The 16,229-nt window shown below is 70.8% G+C and carries 16 protein-coding genes and 1 pseudogene; 10 read left to right on the top strand and 7 right to left on the bottom strand.

All coding sequences use genetic code 11. From position 1 onward, the window contains the following. Positions 1–89 precede the first annotated feature (89 nt). Entirely contained in the window at positions 90–509 is a 420-nt protein-coding gene (locus AB0C20_RS29135; RefSeq protein WP_091406692.1) for a protein-tyrosine phosphatase family protein, read from the top strand. Positions 510–540: 31 nt separating this feature from the next. Here AB0C20_RS29135 and AB0C20_RS29130 read toward each other — a convergent pair whose 3' ends face one another. Then, the gene (locus tag AB0C20_RS29130) at positions 541–2,823 is read right to left on the bottom strand and encodes an excinuclease ABC subunit UvrA (protein WP_357191841.1); all 2,283 of its coding nucleotides are present in this window, start codon (positions 2,821–2,823) and stop codon (positions 541–543) included. A 166-nt stretch (positions 2,824–2,989) separates the two neighbouring features. Here AB0C20_RS29130 and AB0C20_RS29125 point away from each other — a divergent pair, with 166 nt between their 5' ends. The 3 genes from AB0C20_RS29125 to AB0C20_RS29115 all read left to right on the top strand — a co-directional run bounded on the left by AB0C20_RS29125 (position 2,990) and on the right by AB0C20_RS29115 (position 5,893). Beyond that, positions 2,990–3,718: a MerR family transcriptional regulator gene (locus AB0C20_RS29125; protein ID WP_357191844.1), complete on the top strand. Its 729-nt coding sequence runs from the start codon at positions 2,990–2,992 to the stop codon at positions 3,716–3,718. 47 nt (positions 3,719–3,765) lie between these two features. Continuing rightward, positions 3,766–4,974, top strand: a complete 1,209-nt coding sequence (locus tag AB0C20_RS29120; RefSeq protein WP_357191847.1) for a D-alanyl-D-alanine carboxypeptidase — start codon at positions 3,766–3,768, stop codon at positions 4,972–4,974. A 70-nt stretch (positions 4,975–5,044) separates the two neighbouring features. Continuing rightward, positions 5,045–5,893, top strand: coding sequence for a peptidylprolyl isomerase (locus tag AB0C20_RS29115; RefSeq protein ID WP_357569134.1), 849 nt, complete (start codon positions 5,045–5,047; stop codon positions 5,891–5,893). 135 nt (positions 5,894–6,028) lie between these two features. Here AB0C20_RS29115 and AB0C20_RS29110 read toward each other — a convergent pair whose 3' ends face one another. Beyond that, positions 6,029–7,066: a LacI family DNA-binding transcriptional regulator gene (locus AB0C20_RS29110; protein ID WP_124858085.1), complete on the bottom strand. Its 1,038-nt coding sequence runs from the start codon at positions 7,064–7,066 to the stop codon at positions 6,029–6,031. Between the two features lie 239 nt (positions 7,067–7,305). On the opposite strand from AB0C20_RS29110, the gene AB0C20_RS29105 reads away from it, so the two are divergent. Next, positions 7,306–8,154: a M15 family metallopeptidase gene (locus AB0C20_RS29105; RefSeq protein ID WP_357569133.1), complete on the top strand. Its 849-nt coding sequence runs from the start codon at positions 7,306–7,308 to the stop codon at positions 8,152–8,154. A 78-nt stretch (positions 8,155–8,232) separates the two neighbouring features. Next, the gene (locus AB0C20_RS29100) at positions 8,233–8,739 is read left to right on the top strand and encodes a DinB family protein (protein ID WP_357191854.1); all 507 of its coding nucleotides are present in this window, start codon (positions 8,233–8,235) and stop codon (positions 8,737–8,739) included. A 17-nt stretch (positions 8,740–8,756) separates the two neighbouring features. Here the strand turns inward: AB0C20_RS29100 and AB0C20_RS29095 are convergent, their stop codons facing one another. After that, positions 8,757–9,944, bottom strand: coding sequence for a spore photoproduct lyase family protein (locus AB0C20_RS29095; protein WP_357569132.1), 1,188 nt, complete (start codon positions 9,942–9,944; stop codon positions 8,757–8,759). 158 nt (positions 9,945–10,102) lie between these two features. Here AB0C20_RS29095 and AB0C20_RS29090 point away from each other — a divergent pair, with 158 nt between their 5' ends. Then, positions 10,103–11,410, top strand: coding sequence for an RICIN domain-containing protein (locus AB0C20_RS29090; protein WP_357569131.1), 1,308 nt, complete (start codon positions 10,103–10,105; stop codon positions 11,408–11,410). 24 nt (positions 11,411–11,434) lie between these two features. Beyond that, a complete protein-coding gene (locus AB0C20_RS29085) occupies positions 11,435–11,896 on the top strand; it encodes a hypothetical protein (protein WP_357569130.1) in 462 nt (153 codons plus the stop codon). On the opposite strand, the gene AB0C20_RS29080 is transcribed toward AB0C20_RS29085, so the two are convergent. After that, positions 11,884–12,843 carry a YafY family protein gene (locus tag AB0C20_RS29080; RefSeq protein ID WP_357191866.1) on the bottom strand — a complete coding sequence of 320 codons (960 nt, stop codon included), beginning with the start codon at positions 12,841–12,843 and terminating at the stop codon, positions 11,884–11,886. The genes AB0C20_RS29085 and AB0C20_RS29080 overlap by 13 nt on opposite strands. A 107-nt stretch (positions 12,844–12,950) precedes the next feature. Here AB0C20_RS29080 and AB0C20_RS29075 point away from each other — a divergent pair, with 107 nt between their 5' ends. Both AB0C20_RS29075 and AB0C20_RS29070 read left to right on the top strand, forming a co-directional pair. Beyond that, positions 12,951–13,076 carry a hypothetical protein gene (locus tag AB0C20_RS29075; RefSeq protein ID WP_357569129.1) on the top strand — a complete coding sequence of 42 codons (126 nt, stop codon included), beginning with the start codon at positions 12,951–12,953 and terminating at the stop codon, positions 13,074–13,076. A 127-nt stretch (positions 13,077–13,203) separates the two neighbouring features. After that, entirely contained in the window at positions 13,204–14,403 is a 1,200-nt protein-coding gene (locus AB0C20_RS29070) for an RtcB family protein (RefSeq protein ID WP_357569128.1), read from the top strand. Here the strand turns inward: AB0C20_RS29070 and AB0C20_RS29065 are convergent. From AB0C20_RS29065 to AB0C20_RS29055, 3 genes and pseudogenes are all read right to left on the bottom strand, one after another. Then, positions 14,375–14,638, bottom strand: coding sequence for a hypothetical protein (locus AB0C20_RS29065; protein WP_357569127.1), 264 nt, complete (start codon positions 14,636–14,638; stop codon positions 14,375–14,377). The two genes, AB0C20_RS29070 and AB0C20_RS29065, sit on opposite strands and share 29 nt — an antisense overlap. After that, on the bottom strand, positions 14,638–15,546 hold the full coding sequence (locus tag AB0C20_RS29060) for a sugar ABC transporter permease (protein ID WP_091403976.1): 909 nt from the start codon (positions 15,544–15,546) through the stop codon (positions 14,638–14,640). The genes AB0C20_RS29065 and AB0C20_RS29060 overlap by 1 nt, the downstream gene beginning before the upstream one ends. 18 nt (positions 15,547–15,564) lie before the next feature. Next, positions 15,565–16,229 (bottom strand): annotated as a pseudogene (locus AB0C20_RS29055) (sugar ABC transporter substrate-binding protein); the annotation flags it as partial.

The following is a 16,229-nucleotide window of genomic DNA, read 5'->3' as shown; positions in this document are numbered from 1 at the left end:
CACACCGACCCCCGCGCCGCCCCCGGCCCACCAGCCGGGGGCGGCGCTGTCTGTGCTCATCTGTCAAAGCGTGGCGGCACAATGTCCCGATGACTGACGCACAGCCGTGGTCCGAGCAGTCGGGCGTACTCGTACTCCCCAGTGGGGCGACGGTGCGCGGACGCCGCGTCGCTGCCGCGACCTCGCCCGCCGACTTCGCCGTGCTGCTGGCGCCTGGTCCGGAGCCAGCCTGGCCGCACCGGCGGATCCGGTGGCCCGATTTCTGGGTGCCGCTCGATCGTGCCGAAGCCCTCGACGTCCTGCGGGAGGCGCTGCGACGGGCCCACGACGGTGAACGTGTCGAGGTGGCCTGTCGGGGTGGGGTGGGTCGTACCGGAACGGCCCTGGCCGCGTTGGCGATCCTCGACGGTCTGCCGGTCGAGCGGGCGGTGCCGTGGGTGCGGGCCGGGTACCACCCGAAGGCGGTGGAGACCCCCTGGCAGCGGCGCTGGCTGCGCCGCGTCACCTGACACCGCCGCCGCCGGTGTGCTGCCGGCGGTGTCAGCCCTGGCCGATCACCGCCGGGTCGTTGACGTACTCGCGGAGGTGCTTGGCGGTGAGGGTGTCGCCGGTGGCGACCAGTTCGGCTGGCGTGCCGGTGAAGACGATGCGGCCACCGTCGTGACCGGCGCCGGGGCCGAGGTCGATGAGCCAGTCGGCGTGTGCCATGACTGCCTGGTGATGCTCGATGACGATCACCGTGTTTCCGGCGTCGACCATTCGGTCGAGCAGGGCCAACAGTTGGTCCACGTCGGCCAGGTGCAGGCCGGTGGTCGGCTCGTCCAGGACGTACGTGGTGGTCTTCTCGGCCAGGTGGATGGCGAGCTTGAGTCGTTGCCGCTCACCGCCGGACAGGGTGGTCAGCGGCTGACCGAGACTGAGGTAGCCCAGCCCGACGTCGACCAACCGGCCGAGGATGACGTGCGGGAAGAACGCGTACGCCTCGGTGACCGACATCGTCAGCACCTGGTGAATGTTCTTGCCGCGCAGCGTGTACGTGAGCACCTCGTCGGTGAAGCGTCGCCCCTCGCACCGTTCGCAAACGCTCGCGACGCCGGCCATCATCGCCAGGTCGGTGTAGATGAGGCCGATTCCCTTGCAGGTGGGGCAGGCGCCCTCGGAGTTGGCGCTGAACAGCGCGGCCTTGACCCCGTTGGCCTTGGCGAAGGCGGTGCGGATCGGGTCGAGCAGCCCGCTGTAGGTGGCCGGGTTGCTGCGTCGTGAGCCACGGATCGGGGACTGGTCGACGATGACGACCCCGGACCGGCCGCGCAGCGACCCGTGGATCAGTGAACTCTTGCCGGAGCCGGCCACGCCGGTGACCACTGTGAGGACCCCGAGGGGGATGTCCACGTCCACGTCGTGCAGATTGTGCAGGTCGGCCTGGCGGATGGCGAGTTGCCCGGTCGGCCGGCGCACGTCGGAGCGCAGTGTCGCCCGGTGGTCCAGGTGCCGCCCGGTGAGCGTGTCGGAGCGGCGCAGGCCGGGGATGTCGCCGGTGAAGCAGATCCGGCCGCCGTCGGTGCCGGCGCCCGGTCCGAGGTCGACCACGTGGTCGGCGATGGCGATGGTCTCCGGTTTGTGTTCCACCACCAGCACGGTGTTGCCCTTGTCGCGCAGCCGCAGTAGCAGGTCGTTCATCCGGGCGATGTCGTGCGGGTGCAGGCCGACGGTGGGTTCGTCGAAGACGTAGGTGACGTCGGAGAGGCTGGAGCCGAGGTGCCGGACCATCTTCACCCGTTGCGCCTCGCCGCCGGAGAGGGTCGCCGACTCGCGGTCCAGGCTGAGGTAGCCCAGACCGATCTCGACCAGGGAGTCCAGCAGGTCGCGGAGGTTGGCGACGAGTGGCGCGGCCCCCGGGTCGTCGACGGTGCGGACGAACGCGGCCAGGTCGCTGATCTGCATGGCCGAGCAGTCGGCGATGGTGAGCCCGGCGATCCGTGATGACAGGGCCGCCGCGTTGAGTCGGGTGCCGCCGCAGTCGCCGCAGCTGGTGAAGGTGACCGCCCGGTCGACGAAGGCGCGGATGTGCGGTTGCATCGACTCGCGGTCCTTGCTCAGGAGGAGCCGCTTGACCTTGACCGCCAGCCCCTCGTACGTCCAGTTGTTGCTTCCCACCTTGATCTTGGTGGCCGGCTTGTGCAGGAAGTCCTCCCACTGTTGTGGGGTGAAGTCCTGGAGTTTGACGTCCGGGTCGAACAGGCCGGAGCCGACGATGGTCTGCCAGTACCAGGAGTCGACAGCGAAGTTGGGCACGGTGATAGCGCCGTCGTTGAGGGAGCGTTCGACGTCGACCAGTTCGTTGACGTCGAGGTCGGAGACCCGGCCCAGCCCTTCGCAGGTGGGGCACATGCCCTCGGGCAGGTTGAAGCTGAACGCCCCGGCACCGCCGATGGACGGCTGGCCGAGGCGGCTGAAGAGGATCCGCAGCATGGCGTACGCGTCGGTGGCGGTGCCGACGGTGGAGCGGGAGTTGACCCCCATCCGTTCCTGGTCGACGACGATGGCCGCGCTGAGGTTGCGTAGCGAGTCGACGTCCGGCCGGTTGAGGTTCGGCATGAACGACTGGAGGAACGCGCTGTAGGTCTCGTTGATCATGCGCTGGGACTCGGCGGCGATGGTGCCGAAGACCAGCGACGACTTGCCCGACCCGGAGACACCGGTGAAGACGGTCAGCCGGCGTTTGGGGATGTCGACAGAGACGTCGGCGAGGTTGTTCTCCCGCGCTCCGCGTACCTCGATCATGTCGTGGCTGTCGGCGGCGGACCATGCTGGCTGCGACATACGAACCCTTCACGGAGTCGTGGCGGGACTTTGCCCCGCCGGGCACTGGCGGGTTCCATTGTCTCATTCATCCCCATGTAGATACTTCTGCCGAACTTCGAGCGCACACGAAGGCACTACGTCCGGGAAAGTCTCAAATCACGTCGTAAGCGGTACGGTGGCTCGCGTGGACGTCGCCTCGAAGGATCGGCTGCGCGCCGTGGACCTGGCGGCCACCGTCGGGATCTCGGTGCAGCAGGTGCGCAACTACGTCGAGTTGGGGGTGCTGCCGCCGGTGCGGCGCACCGCCAGCGGCTACCGGATCTTCACCAGCGAGCACGCCCGGGCGCTGACAGTGGCGCGGCGGTTGGCCGAGGGGCACGGCTGGAGTCGTACCCGGGAGATCATGGCGGCGGTGCACGTGGGTGACCTGCCGGCGGCCCTGGCGGCGCTCGACGGCGGCCATGCCGAGCTGGACCGGGAACGCGCCGAGATCCGCCGGGTGCTCGGCGCCTTCGAGACCGTGCTGGCCAGCCCACCGACAGCCCGACCCGCGTCACGCCACGGCGCCCGCATCGGCGAGGTCGCCGCCCTGGTCGGGGTCCGGACCTCACAGCTGCGGCTGTGGGAGGAGCGCGAGCTGCTGCGGCCGGGCCGCACCCCGGGCACCAACTACCGGGTGTACGACGAGGCGGAGCTACGCGCGGCGCAGGTCATCGCATTGCTGCGCCGTGGCGCGTACCCGTTCGAGATCATCGCCGCAGTGCTGGGCGAGCTGCGGACCACCGGGAGCGCCCAGCGGGTCCGCGCCGAGCTGGGCCGCCGTGAGCAGGAGTTGCACACCCGCAGCCTGCGCCGGCTGCGGGGCAGCGCCGCGCTGCACGACTACCTGCGCAGTCGCGGTGACGCGAGTTGACCGGCATCCCGTCCCGCCGGGCGATCTTCCTGACTAGGGTCGGGCACATGAGAGCTGCGCTGCTGGCGGCCACGACGTCCGCCGTCCTGCTCGCTCCCGTGCCGGTCGGTGCGACGGGAGCGTCCGCCGCGCCGACGGTGCGCTGCCCCCGGGTCCCGGCCCCAGCGGCGTCCCGCCCACCCCGGCCGTCGCCCCCGCCCGCCGTTTCCGCGCAGCGGACGATCGGCGGCGCGGCGCTGGACACGGCCGGCCTGGTCGTGCCGGCCGGCGTCGTCGCGCCACCCAGGGTCACCGCCACGTCGTGGCTGGTCGCCGACCTGGACAGCGGCCAGGTGCTCGGCGGGTGCGGCCCCCACGAGTACGGCACACCGGCGAGCGTGCAGAAGCTCCTGCTGGCGGCCACCATGCTGCCCAAGCTCGACGCGAAGCAGACGGTCACCGTCACCGACGCGGACATGAACATCGAACCCGGCTCCTCGGCCGTGGGCCTGGTAGCGGGTGGCCGGTACACCATCGAGACCATCTGGCTCGGGTTGCTGCTCAACTCTGGCAACGAGGCCGCCAACGCGCTGGCCCGACTCGGCAGCGGGACGGACAGCGCCGCCGGTGTGCGCGCCATGAACGAGCAGGCGCACCACCTCGGCGCGCTCCAGACGCACGCGGTCACCCCGTCCGGGCTGGACGGCGAGGGGCAGTTCACCAGCGCGTACGACTTGGCGTTGATTGCCCGTTCCTGCTTCGCCGAGCCGAACTTCCGTCGGTACGCACTGACCGAGCAGACGTCGATTCCGCCCCAGCCGGCGCAACGCACCAAGGGCTTCGAGATCCAGAACGAGAACCAGCTCATCTACCGGTACCCGGGGGCGCTCGGCGGCAAGACCGGCTTCACCGATCTGGCCCGGCACACCTACGTGGGGGCGGCGGAACGCGGCGGGCGGCGGCTGGTGGTGACACTGCTGGGCGCCGAATCGGCGCCGGTGCGCGGTTGGGAGCAGGGCGCGGCCCTCCTGGACTGGGGCTTCACGCTGCCCCGGGACGCCGCCGTGGGTCGGCTGGTCGAGCCCGGCGAATTGACCGCCACCCCGTCGGCGGCGCCGTCCGCGCTGGCGGCACCCGGCGCGCCCCGACCGGCGGCGGCCAGCGGGCCCGCGCGTGCCGGCTCGGAGTGGCTCTGGTCGGTGACCGCTGTGAGCGGCGCGACGGTCATGGCGTTGTTGGGCGGCCTGCTGTGGCGGCGTCGCCGCCGGATGCCCTGACGGATCGACATCGGGCGCTGCCCTCCATAGACTCCGGTCTTTCTGGCACCACCAGTCCAGGAGGATCCCTGTGTCGAGTGAACTCGAACCGCGCCCCGCAGTGGCGGCACCCCGCCGGCCGGTGCGCGCCCTGACCCGCCTCGCGGGGGTGACAGTGCTCGCCGGGGCGCTGGTCGCCGGCTCGTCCGTCACCGCGCTCGCCGCCCCGGGCCCGTCGGCCGATGCGGTGCGCGTCTCCGCGGCGCCGCCCGCCGCTGCCGACACCGCTACCCGACCGCCGCGCACCACCCACGGCCCGTGCGCGTACGCCGAGACCCCGGACGAACCGGCGGCCCGGCCGGTGCCGCTGCCGCCCGACCCGCGACGCACCCCGTCCCGGGGCAGCGTCCGGGTGACACTGGCGACCAATCACGGGCCCATCGGGTTGACACTGGACCGGGCCGCCGCGCCGTGCACGGTGCAGAGCTTCCTGCACCTGGTGAGTAAGCGGTTCTACGACCGCACCCCGTGCCACCGGCTCACCGCGTACCCGACGCTGAGCGTGCTGCAGTGCGGTGACCCGTCCGGCACCGGTGAGGGCGGTCCGGGCTACCGGTACCGCGACGAGTTGCCGACCGACCTGCCGCCCGCGCCCACCGACCCGACCGGGGAACGCCGGGTGTACGCCCGTGGCGTGCTGGCCATGGCCAACGCCGGGCCGGACACCAACGGCAGTCAGTTCTTCCTGGTCTACGCCAACTCCGCGCTGCGGCCCAACTACACGATCTTCGGCGAGGTCGACGGTGCCGGCCTGGCCACGCTGGACCGGATCGCCGCCGGGGGAGTGGCACCGACCGCTGAGGACCCGGCGCCGGTCGACGGCGCGCCCGCCCTACCGGTGACCATCCGCAAGGCCGTCCGCTGGCACCACCACCACTGACAGTGCGGCGCGGTGGGTGACCGTCGGTCGCTCACCGCGCCCGCCGTGGATGACACTCGGTCGGGCCCGGCCTCGCCGGAATTTTCGGGAACGGACCGGAACCAGTCCAACCGGTTTCCGACGCAGTTCCGGCCGTCACGTCGAGGCGGGCGACCCGGTCAGCGGGGCGGCGGTGCTGTCCCGAACGACCAACTCGGTGGCGAGTTCCACCCGGGGCGAGTCGATGCCCTCGCCCTGGGCCAGGCGCAGCACGGTCCGGGCCGCCAACCGTCCCATCTCGACCAACGGTTGGCGCACTGTGGTCAGTGGCGGTGAGGCCCAGCGGGCTTCCGGCAGGTCGTCGAACCCCACCACGCTCACGTCGTCGGGCACACGCAGCCCGCGGCGCCGGATGGCCTCGTAGACGCCGAAGGCCATCTGGTCGCTGGAGGCGAAGATGCCGGTCGGCGGGTCGGCGAGGTCGAGCAGCGCGGTCCCGCCGGCGAACCCGGAGGCGTGGTAGAAGTCGCCCGGGTAGATCAGCGCGTCGTCCACCGGCACCCCGGCGGCCTCCAGCCCGGCCCGGTAACCGTCGAGCCGGGCCCGGCTGCACAGCAGATGCGTCGGCCCGGCCACGAAACCGATGCGCCGGTGCCCGATCGCGAGCAGATGTTCGGTCGCGGCGAGCCCGCCGGCCCAGTTGGTGGCGCCGATCGTCGGCACGTCCATGGCCGGCACGCCGGCCGGGTCCACGACCACGACCGGCACGTTGAGGCGGCGCAGCTGCGCGTGCAGCGGCGGGCTCAGGTGCGAGGTCACGAAGATGACGCCGTCGGTGGCCCGGGTGCGCAGGTTCTGCAACCACTGCCGGGCCGCTGTGGGCTGCCGGTGGATCGCGGAGACCACAGTGCCGACGCCCGCGCCGTGCCCGACATCCTCCACACCCCGGATGATTTCCACGGCCCATGGGCTGTCCAGGTCGTTGAAGACCAGGTCGACGAGACCGGCACGGCGAACGCTGCGGCTGGTGCGACGCCGGTAGCCGTGGTGGCGCAACAACTCCTCGACCCGCTCCCGGGTGTCCGGGGCCACATCGGAGCGCCCGTTGAGCACCCGTGACACGGTCGGCACCGACACCCCGGCCTCCCGTGCGATCGCGGTGATGGTCACCCTGCGTCCGTCGTCCGCGCCCACCCGCGTCTCCTTCACCGAGCCGGAGGAACGACCACCAGGCGTCGCCCACCGTGTGTCCCGAAACGGCGTGCCCGTTCCACGCGTCATCTTGCCTCACCGATGGGGGTTGACGACATGCCAGGACGATCGAAGCTTCGCTTGAGTTGCGGAAAAGTTCCGGAGTTTTTCCGGTTACTTTCGCTCGTCGGACCACAGGGATCCTGGGATGGTGGCCCTGGTTGGGCTGATAGACAGGACTCGTGCGCTACCGCCTGGCCGTCGTGTTCGCGCTCGCCGCGCTGCTCGGCGGCTGCTCGCGGCCGGAGCCCCGCCCCGCGCCGGCCGCGCCGCAGCCGACGTCGGCGAGCCCCACACCCACTCCCGCGCCGACCCCGTCCACCTCCGTGGCGGCCGCGCTGCCGGGGTTCGTGGTGCTGACCGACCTCGACCCGCGCATCCACGCCGACATCCGGTACGCCACACCGCACAACTTCGTCGGCCGACCGATCGCCAGCTACCGCGAGCCGCTGTGCCTGCTCAGCCGGCAGGCGGCCGAGGCGTTGCGCCGCGTACAGGACGCCGCGCTGACCGGTGGGCACAGCCTCAAGGTGTACGACTGCTACCGCCCGCAACCGGCGGTGGACGACTTCGTCGCCTGGTCGAAGCGCCCCGACGAGCAGCAGACCAAGGCCGAGTTCTACCCGGACCTGGCAAAGAACCGGCTCTTCGCCGACGGGTACATCGGCGCGCCCACCGCGCACAGCCGCGGCAGCACCCTGGACCTGACACTGGTCGACGAGCCCGCCGCCAGCCAACCTCCGTACCGGGTCGGGCAACCGCTGGTCGCCTGCACCGCGCCGCGCGGGCAGCGCTTCGCTGACAACAGCATCGACATGGGTACGGGCTTCGACTGCTTCGACTCGCGGGCCCACACCGCCGACCCCCGCGTCACCGGGACGGCGCGCGACAACCGCCGGTTGTTAGAGCGACTGATGACCGACGCCGGGTTCGTCAACTACGACCGTGAGTGGTGGCACTACAGCCTGCGCGACGAGCCGTACCCGGACACGTTCTTCGCCGCCCCGGTCGCCCGCTCCTCGGTCGGCTGACCGTCAGGTCCAGCCCCCGCGGCCCTGACCCGCGTCCCGGCACCGCGGCCGCCCGTGCCATCCGGCATCATCGTTTCAATGACCACTGAACGGATCGGCCCCCCGGTTACCGGCGACGAGCGGGAGACGCTGCGCGCGTTCCTCGACTTCCACCGCGCCACGCTGGCACTCAAGTGCGCGGGTCTGTCCGACGAGGACCTGCGCCGGCGGTCGATGCCACCCTCCGCGCTGTCCCTGCTCGGCCTGGTGCGACACCTGGCCGAGGTGGAGCGCGCCTGGTTCCGGCGGGTCATCGACGGCGAGGACATCGGGTTGGTCTGGTCGGAGGCCGGGGACTTCCAGCAGGCGTACGACGCCACCTCAGCCACCCGGGCTGAGGCGTTCGACGCCTGGGAGCGTGAGGTCGCGCATGCCCGCCGGATCGAGCGGGCGGCCGCGTCGCTCGATGTGACCGGCCTCAACGCCCGCTCCGGAGAGACCGTGTCACTGCGGCTGGTGATGTTGCACCTGATCCACGAGTACGCCCGGCACAATGGCCACGCCGATCTTCTCCGTGAGGGCGTCGACGGCACCGTCGGCGTCTAGCCCGCGAAAGGGACGCGTCAGGTCCAGTAGAGGATCCGGCAGGCGGGCACGCGGGCTGTCAGTTCGGCGGTGAACCAGTCGCGCAGCTCGGTCATCTGCTCACGCGGGTAGACGTACTTCACCGCGCCGAACTTGCCGTGCTTACGGGTGCGGGACTCCTCGTCCATCTCCAGCCGGGTGCGGGGGTACCAGCCGAGCAGCACCTCCTTGCTGCCCGGCGTGAACCGGTGGGTGATCAGCTCGGCGGTCAGATCCAGGTCCGACACCCCGTCGACCGCCGCGCGGACCTGGTCGAGCAGTTCGCCGTAGCGCTCCCGCCAGTCCGGCAGCGCGATGATCGGCGCGATGGTCAGCCCGACGGGGTAGCCGTCGAGGGCGAGCCGGCGCAGCGCGGCCAGGCGGTCCGGCACTCGGGCGGTGCCACCCTCGAACCGTTCGCTGACCGGGGCGCAGTTGACGCTGAAGCGGACCCGGGTCCGGCCGGAATGCGGCAGCCCCACGAAGGTGTCCACGTCGGCGTACTTGGTGGTCCAGCGCAGCTGCACGGGGGCGTCCCAGTCGGCGAAGTGCTGCACCGCGCGCCGCCAGCTGACGGTCAGGTGCTCCAGGGCGAGCGGGTCGGTGTAGCAGGACGCCTCGAAGGTCGTGCCCTCATCGGCGCGCCGTGCGTTGCGGCTGGTCACCGTGCCCCGTCCGGCGTACGCGGCCAGCCCGGTGAGGATGTCGTCGAGGTCCGCGTACACCCGGGTCACCGGCGGGCCGGACAGGGATCCGGCGAGGTAGCAGTACTGGCAGTGCGCGGGGCACCCCTCGGCCAGGTCGACCCGCCAGTCCGCGCTGGGTGCGATGGGTTGCAGGACGCGCCGCGAGGGTGGGCTCACCACGATCGCCATCGTCGACTTCGCCCGGGCGTAGGTTTCCCGGTCGGTCTGCCCGCGTACCCCGGTGAGCCGGTTGGCGCGCAGGTGTTCCACCTCGATGCCGAGTGCCCGCACCCGCTCGACGATCCGCTGGCCGTGCGGGTGGTCGAGCGCGGCGGGGGTGGCCACCACTCGGCTCGGGGTCCAGCGGCGCGCCGACCGGGCCGGCGGCGCGAGGCCGGCCAGGTCGCGGGTCGGCACGCGTTCGCCGCTGGCGTCGTGCGGCGCGGCGGGCACGTCCTCGGCGAGCGGCTGGTCGACGTCGACGGCGTCCGGGCTGGTCATCCGGCCGGGTTACCCGTTGCCGCAGGAATCCCACCCGATCGGCCGCCCCGCGATTGACGCCGCCCAACCGGAGCGCATAACCTTTCATCTATCTGTAAACCTTGTGAACAGATGCACATCGACGCGGCGGCGCGCGTCCCGACCGAAGGGACGATCAGGTGATCGCAGAACTTTCCTCCCGTACCAGACGGATCCTGTCGTTGTTCGTCGCAGTGGTCGTCGCGTTGACCGCCGGCCTCGCTGTCAACGCCTCGCGCAGCGCGCAGGCCGCGCCGACGTTCAAGGTCCTGGCCTTCTACAACGGCACCTGGGACGCCGCGCACATCGACTTCGTCAAGGACGCCCGGGCCTGGTTCCCGCAGGCCGCAGCCCAACACGGGTTCTCGTGGGAGGCCACCAACAACTGGGGCCTGCTGAACACCGCAAACCTGGCCCAGTACAAGGTCGTCATGTTCCTGGACGACGCGCCGCCCGCCGCGCAGCGCGCCGCGTTCCAGCAGTACGTGCAGAACGGCGGGGGATGGTTCGGCTTCCACGTCAGCGCGTTCACCACCAACCCGTCGAGCTGGAGCTGGTACTACAACACCTTCCTCGGCACCGGCTCGTTCCAGACGAACACCTGGGGACCCACCCGGGTCACGATGCGCGCCGACAACCGCACCCACGCCGCCACCCGGAACCTCCCGGCGACGTTCCCGTCGTCGATCAGCGAGTGGTACTCCTGGAGCAACGACCTGCGGCAGAACCCCAACATCGACATCCTCGCCTCGGTCGACCCGTCCAGCTTCCCGGTCGGCACGGACCCCAACCAGTCCTGGTACGGCGGCTACTACCCGCTCGTCTGGAGCAACAGGCAGTACAAGATGCTCTACGCCAACTTCGGGCACAACGCGATGAACTACAGCACCAACACCGGGCTGTCCTCCACCTTCGACAGCGCGCAGCAGAACCAGTTGCTGATCGACGGGCTGCACTGGCTTGCCGGCGTCGGCGCCGTCCCGCCGACCACGCCCCCGCCGTCCGACGGCATCTCGCCGACCGCCTGGCACACAGCTGTCAACCGGGCCAGCGGCAAGTGCGTGGACGCCCGGGCCGCGGCCAGCGCGAACGGCACCGCCATCCAGCAGTACGCGTGCAACAGCAGCACCGCGCAGCAGTACCAGTTCGTGCCGACCAGCGGCGGGTACCTGCGGGTCAACAACCGCATCAACAGCGCCCAGGTGCTCGATGTGACGGACCGGTCGACCGCCGACTCGGCGCCGATCCAGCTCTGGTCCTACAGCGGCGGCAACAACCAGCAGTGGCGGGCCGAGCCCGAGGGCGGCGGCTACTACCGTCTGGTCAACCGTTCCAGCGGCAAGTGTCTCGACGTGCCGGGAGCGTCCACCGCGGACAGCGTCCAACTCATCCAATACGCCTGCAACGGCACCGCGGCGCAGTCCTTCCGGCTGGTGCCGCAGGCATAGATCTACTGCCGTAGCCTCTCGGCCATGGCGATTCCCGACCTGGTGCCGATCGCGCACGAGCCCGACTACCGCACCAGCACGATCGGCCACTACGACAAGGGTCAGTTCTTCGGCTCCGTCACCGCCACCCTTGAGGACGGTGCCGGAGCCGAAGACGACTGGTACCGCCACAAGCGCTGGTACGCGGTGCTGCACCGGTTCGACGCCGACGGCGCGCACACCGACTCCGACATCTGGTTCGCCGGCACCAGCGAGGACGAGGAAACCTCGATCGATCGGGCCGAGGCTCGCCTCGCCGAGTGGCTGGACGCCCTGCCCGGCCGGGTCTTCGCTGACATCGCCATCCGGCTGTTCCAGGTCGAGGTCGACGGGCACGTCTTCGGGCTGGTCGACTGGTCCCACGAGTACGACGACGCGGACCACGCCGAGTTCCTCCCCGACGACCTGGGGTTCGATCCGCCCTGGGACGGGGTCTACGACACCTGAGCGGCGCGCGCGAACCGGGCGGCGACGTCCCTGACGACGGTGCGCAGCTCCGGTGGGTCGAGCACGTCGAAGTCGACAGCCAGCGTGCTGAGGAAGGCGGCGAGATTGCCCAGCGACTCGCCGCCGGTGTGCAGCAGGCAGGCTCGCTCGTCGATCGCCTCCAGCAGGCCCGCCGTGCTGGGGATCCGCCGCGCCATCGCCTCGGCCGACGCGTGCAGGCGTACCCGGGCGGGGTGTGGCCAGGCCGTGGAGCCGACGCCGCGCAGCACGTGCGCGACAGCGTCGCCACCTGGCGGCTCCCGCGGCGCGAAGCGTGGGCCGGTCGGCACCCGGGGTCGGATCCGGTCGGCGCGGAACGTCCGCCAATCGGCCCGGTCGGTGTCCCACCCCAGCAGGTACCACCGCCGCCCGGTGTAGACCAGACGGTACGGCTCGACGTCGCGCACGCTGACAGTGCCGTCATGGCCGGCGTAGTCGAACCGCAGCCGCTCCCGACGGTGCGCGGCCGTGGAGACGGCGGTGAGTGTGTCGGCGTCCACTGTCGGGCCACCGCCCGCGGCGGAGACCGTCGCCGAGCGCAGGGCGTCCACCCGGTGCCGCAAGCGTGACGGCAACGACTGCTCCAGCTTGGCCAACGCCCGCAGCGAGGTCTCCTCGATGCCGGTCACCGAGCCGCCGGCCGCCGCTCGCAGCCCGACGGCCACCGCCACGGCCTCGTCGTCGTCGAGCAGCAGCGGTGGCAGCGCCGACCCGGCACCGAGCCGGTAGCCGCCGGCGACCCCCGGGTGTGACTCGATCTGGTAGCCCAGCACCCGCAGCCGCTCCACGTCCGTGCGTACCGTGCGGGTGGTGACCGCGAGCCGCTCGGCCAGCTCGGCGCCGGACCACTCCCGGCGCACCTGCAGCAGAGTCAGCAGCCGCAGCAGGCGCACGGAGGTCTCCACCATGCCCGCGAGTCTGCCCTACGGCTAGCGGGGATATCCATTGCGGACGCGCCGCAGCCCTCCTACTGTCGTCGGTGCACAGTCAACGAGCAACCCGGAGGGAGTACGCCATGTCGCGACGCGTCCGCACCGACGCCCGCTGGTATCTGCTCTCCGCCGGCACCCCTTTGCAGCTCACCGTCAATACCCGTGCCTACCGCCCAGCGCGGCGCAACGAGCCGGGGTGGCGCGACTGACGCCGACGCTGACGCGTCCGCCGGCCGCCCATCCCACCGGGATCGGGCGGCCCTTTCGTATCCGCGCACCGCCGCTGGCCGCCGAATATGATCATTAACGGTCACCGCACGACAGAAGGAGACCACGATGGGATTCACCCCCCTCGCCGGTACCCGGGCACCGGTCCGGGTCTGGACCGATCCGTACGCCATCGAGCCGCAGGCCGCCAAGCAGCTGCGCAACATCGGCGCGCTGCCCTGGGTGCAGGGTGTCGCCGTCATGCCCGACGTGCACTTCGGCAAGGGCGCCACTGTCGGCTCGGTGATCGCGATGCGGCAGGCCGTCTCGCCGGCCGCGGTCGGCGTCGACATCGGCTGCGGGATGTCGGCGGTCCGTACCTCGCTGACCGCCGCCGACCTGCCGGACGACCTGGCCGGGCTGCGCTCCGCGATCGAGGCCACCATCCCGGTCGGCTTCGCCCAGCGCAAGGACTCGGTCGACACCCGTCGGATCCGCGGCCTGGAGCAGGCCGGCTGGGACGACTTCTGGGGCCGGTTCGCCGGCCTGGACCGGCGGGTGGCGCAGCTGGAGACGCGGGCGCAGCGGCAGATCGGCACCCTCGGCGGGGGCAACCACTTCATCGAGGTCTGCCTGGAGCAGGGCGGCGCCGACGAGGGACGGGTCTGGCTGATGCTGCACTCCGGGTCGCGCAACATCGGCAAGGAGTTGGCCGAGCGGCACATCGGGGTGGCCCGGGGGCTGCCGCACAACGCCGACCTTCCGGACCGGGACCTGGCCGTGTTCCTCGCCGGGACGCCGGAGATGGACGCGTACCGGCGGGATCTCTGGTGGGCGCAGGAGTACGCGCGGCGCAACCGGGCGGTCATGCTGGCCCTGTTCTGTGGCGTGGTGCGTGAGCACTTCCCGCAGGTGTCCTTCGACGAGTCGATCTCGTGTCACCACAACTACGTGTCCGAGGAGAGCTACGACGGGGTGGACGTGCTGGTGACCCGCAAGGGCGCCATCCGGGCCGGCCGGGGTGACCTGGGCATCATCCCCGGGTCGATGGGCACCGGGTCGTACATCGTGCGGGGACGGGGAAACGCCGACGCGTACTGCTCGGCGTCGCACGGGGCAGGGCGTCGGATGTCTCGGGCGCAGGCCAAGCGGACCTTCAGCACGGAGGACCTGGCCGCGCAGACCGCCGGGGTGGAGTGCCGCAAGGACGCCGGGGTGGTCGACGAGATCCCCGGCGCGTACAAGGACATCACCGAGGTGATGGCCCAGCAGGAGGACCTGGTCGAGGTGGTCGCGCACCTCAAGCAGGTGGTCTGCGTGAAGGGCTGACGTGCCGTGCGGGCTGGGGAAACCGGCCTCTGGTGTTCTTGAACGCGGCGAGGAAGGTCCAGAGGATCGGCACGATCACGATCACCGCCCACACGGCGAGCGCGACGTGCCCCAGGCCGGCGAACAGCTTTACCTCCGAGCGGGGGCCCTTGCTCCCCGACCCGGCGGCGGACGGGTCACCGGTCTTCGGCGGTAGCGCCGCCGGCGTCGGCGGCAGCGTCGACTGCGGATTCATCAGTACTCCACGCTTTCCCGCTTGGTGAGCCGCAGCGTCAGCGCCGCGAACGTGAGGGTGAGGAAGAACAGCGCCACGCCCATCGCCGAGGCGTAGCCGTACTTCGAGTAGACGAACGCGTTGCGGTAGATCTCCATGGCGAGCACCGTGGTCGCGCCGTCCGGGCCGCCACCGTCCACCGAGAGCACCGCCACGATGGCGAACGCGTCGAACGCCGCGATCCCGAGGTACACCCAGGCCACCTGGAGGGTGTCCCACAGCAGCGGCAGGGTGACCCGGAAGAACAGGGTCACCTTCGTCGCCCCGTCCATCTCGGCGGCCTCGTAGATCTCACCGGGGATGGAGGCCATCCCGGCCGAGAAGAGCACCACGTAGAAGCCGACCGCCTGCCAGACCAGCACCGCGATGATCGACCAGAGGGCCAGGTTCGGCTTGACCAGGAAGAGGATCGGCTCGATGCCGAACTTCATCAACACGCCGTTGATCAGGCCGGACTCGTTCGGCCGGTACACCATCTGGAACAACACAGCGATGATGGCCACCGCCAGGACCTGGGGGAAGAAGAACACCACCCGGTAGAACTTCGCCCCCCAGACCCCCTGGCGTTGACCACCGCTGCTCTTGCCGCCCACGTTGAGTAGGAAGGCGAAGAACAGGGCGATGGCAATGGTGATCAGCGGCAGGGCAAGCAGCAGTACGCCGTGGTGCTGGACCGCTTTCCAGAAGGCCCCGTCGTCGAGCAACCTCCGGTAGTTGTCGAAGCCCACCCACTGCGGGGCCGACAGCCCCCGCCAGTTGGTCATCGAGATCTGGAACGCCTGCGCGTACGGCCAGATCACGAATGTCACGTACAGCGCGACCGGGGCGAACAGGAACCCGATCACGAATGGATACTTGCCGTGCCGCATGACCCTAGCTCCGATCGATCAGCGCTTGAACTTGGTGACGGAGCTGTCCTTCTTGATGGCGTCGGCGCGCTTCTGGATCCGCTCCACGAAGGCGTCCGCGTTGATCCGGCCGAACATCAGCTCGTTGGTGGCGGTACGCGCCTCCGTGTCGAGCTCCTTGTACCAACCGTCGAAGTACAGGTTGAACACGTCCTGACCGGCCGCCTTGAGCGCGGCCTGCGAGCTGGCCACACCGGGCGGGAAGGCGAAACCCTCCGAGCCGGCGGTGACCACGGTCGGAGCCTTGACCACCTCGGTGAAGCCCTTCGCGCCCGCCGTCGAGAGCATCTGACGCATGTACTCCAGCCCGCCCTTGGGGTTCTTGCTCTTCGCCGAGACAAAGTAGCCCTCACCGGCGGTGGCGCGCAGCGCGGTGGCCGGCAGCTTGTCCGAGGCGGACAGGCTCGGCACCGGCATGAGCTGGTAGTCGAAGCCGGCCGGCGTGTCCTTCTTCTGCTCGCCCTCCAGCCAGTCACCGCTGGGGTACATGGCCACCTTGTACTGGTTCTGCCGCAGCTGCACGTCGGTGTGCTTGAGCCCCTCGAAGCTCTTGTCGCTGAACTTCGCCCCGACCTCGGCCCACGCCGCGGCGGCCTGCTTGACGGCGTCCTGCTTCCAGGCGCCGTCCTCCAGGTTGTCGATGT

Source organism: Micromonospora sp. NPDC048843, from assembly GCF_040649965.1.
In the GTDB taxonomy this organism is placed as follows: Bacteria; Actinomycetota; Actinomycetes; order Mycobacteriales; family Micromonosporaceae; genus Micromonospora; species Micromonospora hortensis.
The sequence above is the reverse complement of the archived record's forward strand: the minus strand, read 5'-3'. Positions and strand labels throughout refer to the sequence as shown.

Excerpts from the sequence above, each read along its gene's own strand:
- AB0C20_RS29130 (WP_357191841.1), bottom strand. The coding sequence starts at position 2,823 with ATGTCGCAGCCAGCATGGTCCGCCGCCGACAGCCACGACATGATCGAG.
- AB0C20_RS29080 (WP_357191866.1), bottom strand. The coding sequence starts at position 12,843 with ATGGTGGAGACCTCCGTGCGCCTGCTGCGGCTGCTGACTCTGCTGCAG.
- AB0C20_RS29060 (WP_091403976.1), bottom strand. The coding sequence starts at position 15,546 with ATGCGGCACGGCAAGTATCCATTCGTGATCGGGTTCCTGTTCGCCCCG.
- AB0C20_RS29075 (WP_357569129.1), top strand. The coding sequence starts at position 12,951 with ATGTCGCGACGCGTCCGCACCGACGCCCGCTGGTATCTGCTCTCCGCC.
- AB0C20_RS29065 (WP_357569127.1), bottom strand. The coding sequence starts at position 14,638 with ATGAATCCGCAGTCGACGCTGCCGCCGACGCCGGCGGCGCTACCGCCG.
- AB0C20_RS29135 (WP_091406692.1), top strand. The coding sequence starts at position 90 with ATGACTGACGCACAGCCGTGGTCCGAGCAGTCGGGCGTACTCGTACTC.
- AB0C20_RS29095 (WP_357569132.1), bottom strand. The coding sequence starts at position 9,944 with ATGACCAGCCCGGACGCCGTCGACGTCGACCAGCCGCTCGCCGAGGAC.
- AB0C20_RS29070 (WP_357569128.1), top strand. The coding sequence starts at position 13,204 with ATGGGATTCACCCCCCTCGCCGGTACCCGGGCACCGGTCCGGGTCTGG.
- AB0C20_RS29100 (WP_357191854.1), top strand. The coding sequence starts at position 8,233 with ATGACCACTGAACGGATCGGCCCCCCGGTTACCGGCGACGAGCGGGAG.
- AB0C20_RS29085 (WP_357569130.1), top strand. The coding sequence starts at position 11,435 with ATGGCGATTCCCGACCTGGTGCCGATCGCGCACGAGCCCGACTACCGC.
- AB0C20_RS29120 (WP_357191847.1), top strand. The coding sequence starts at position 3,766 with ATGAGAGCTGCGCTGCTGGCGGCCACGACGTCCGCCGTCCTGCTCGCT.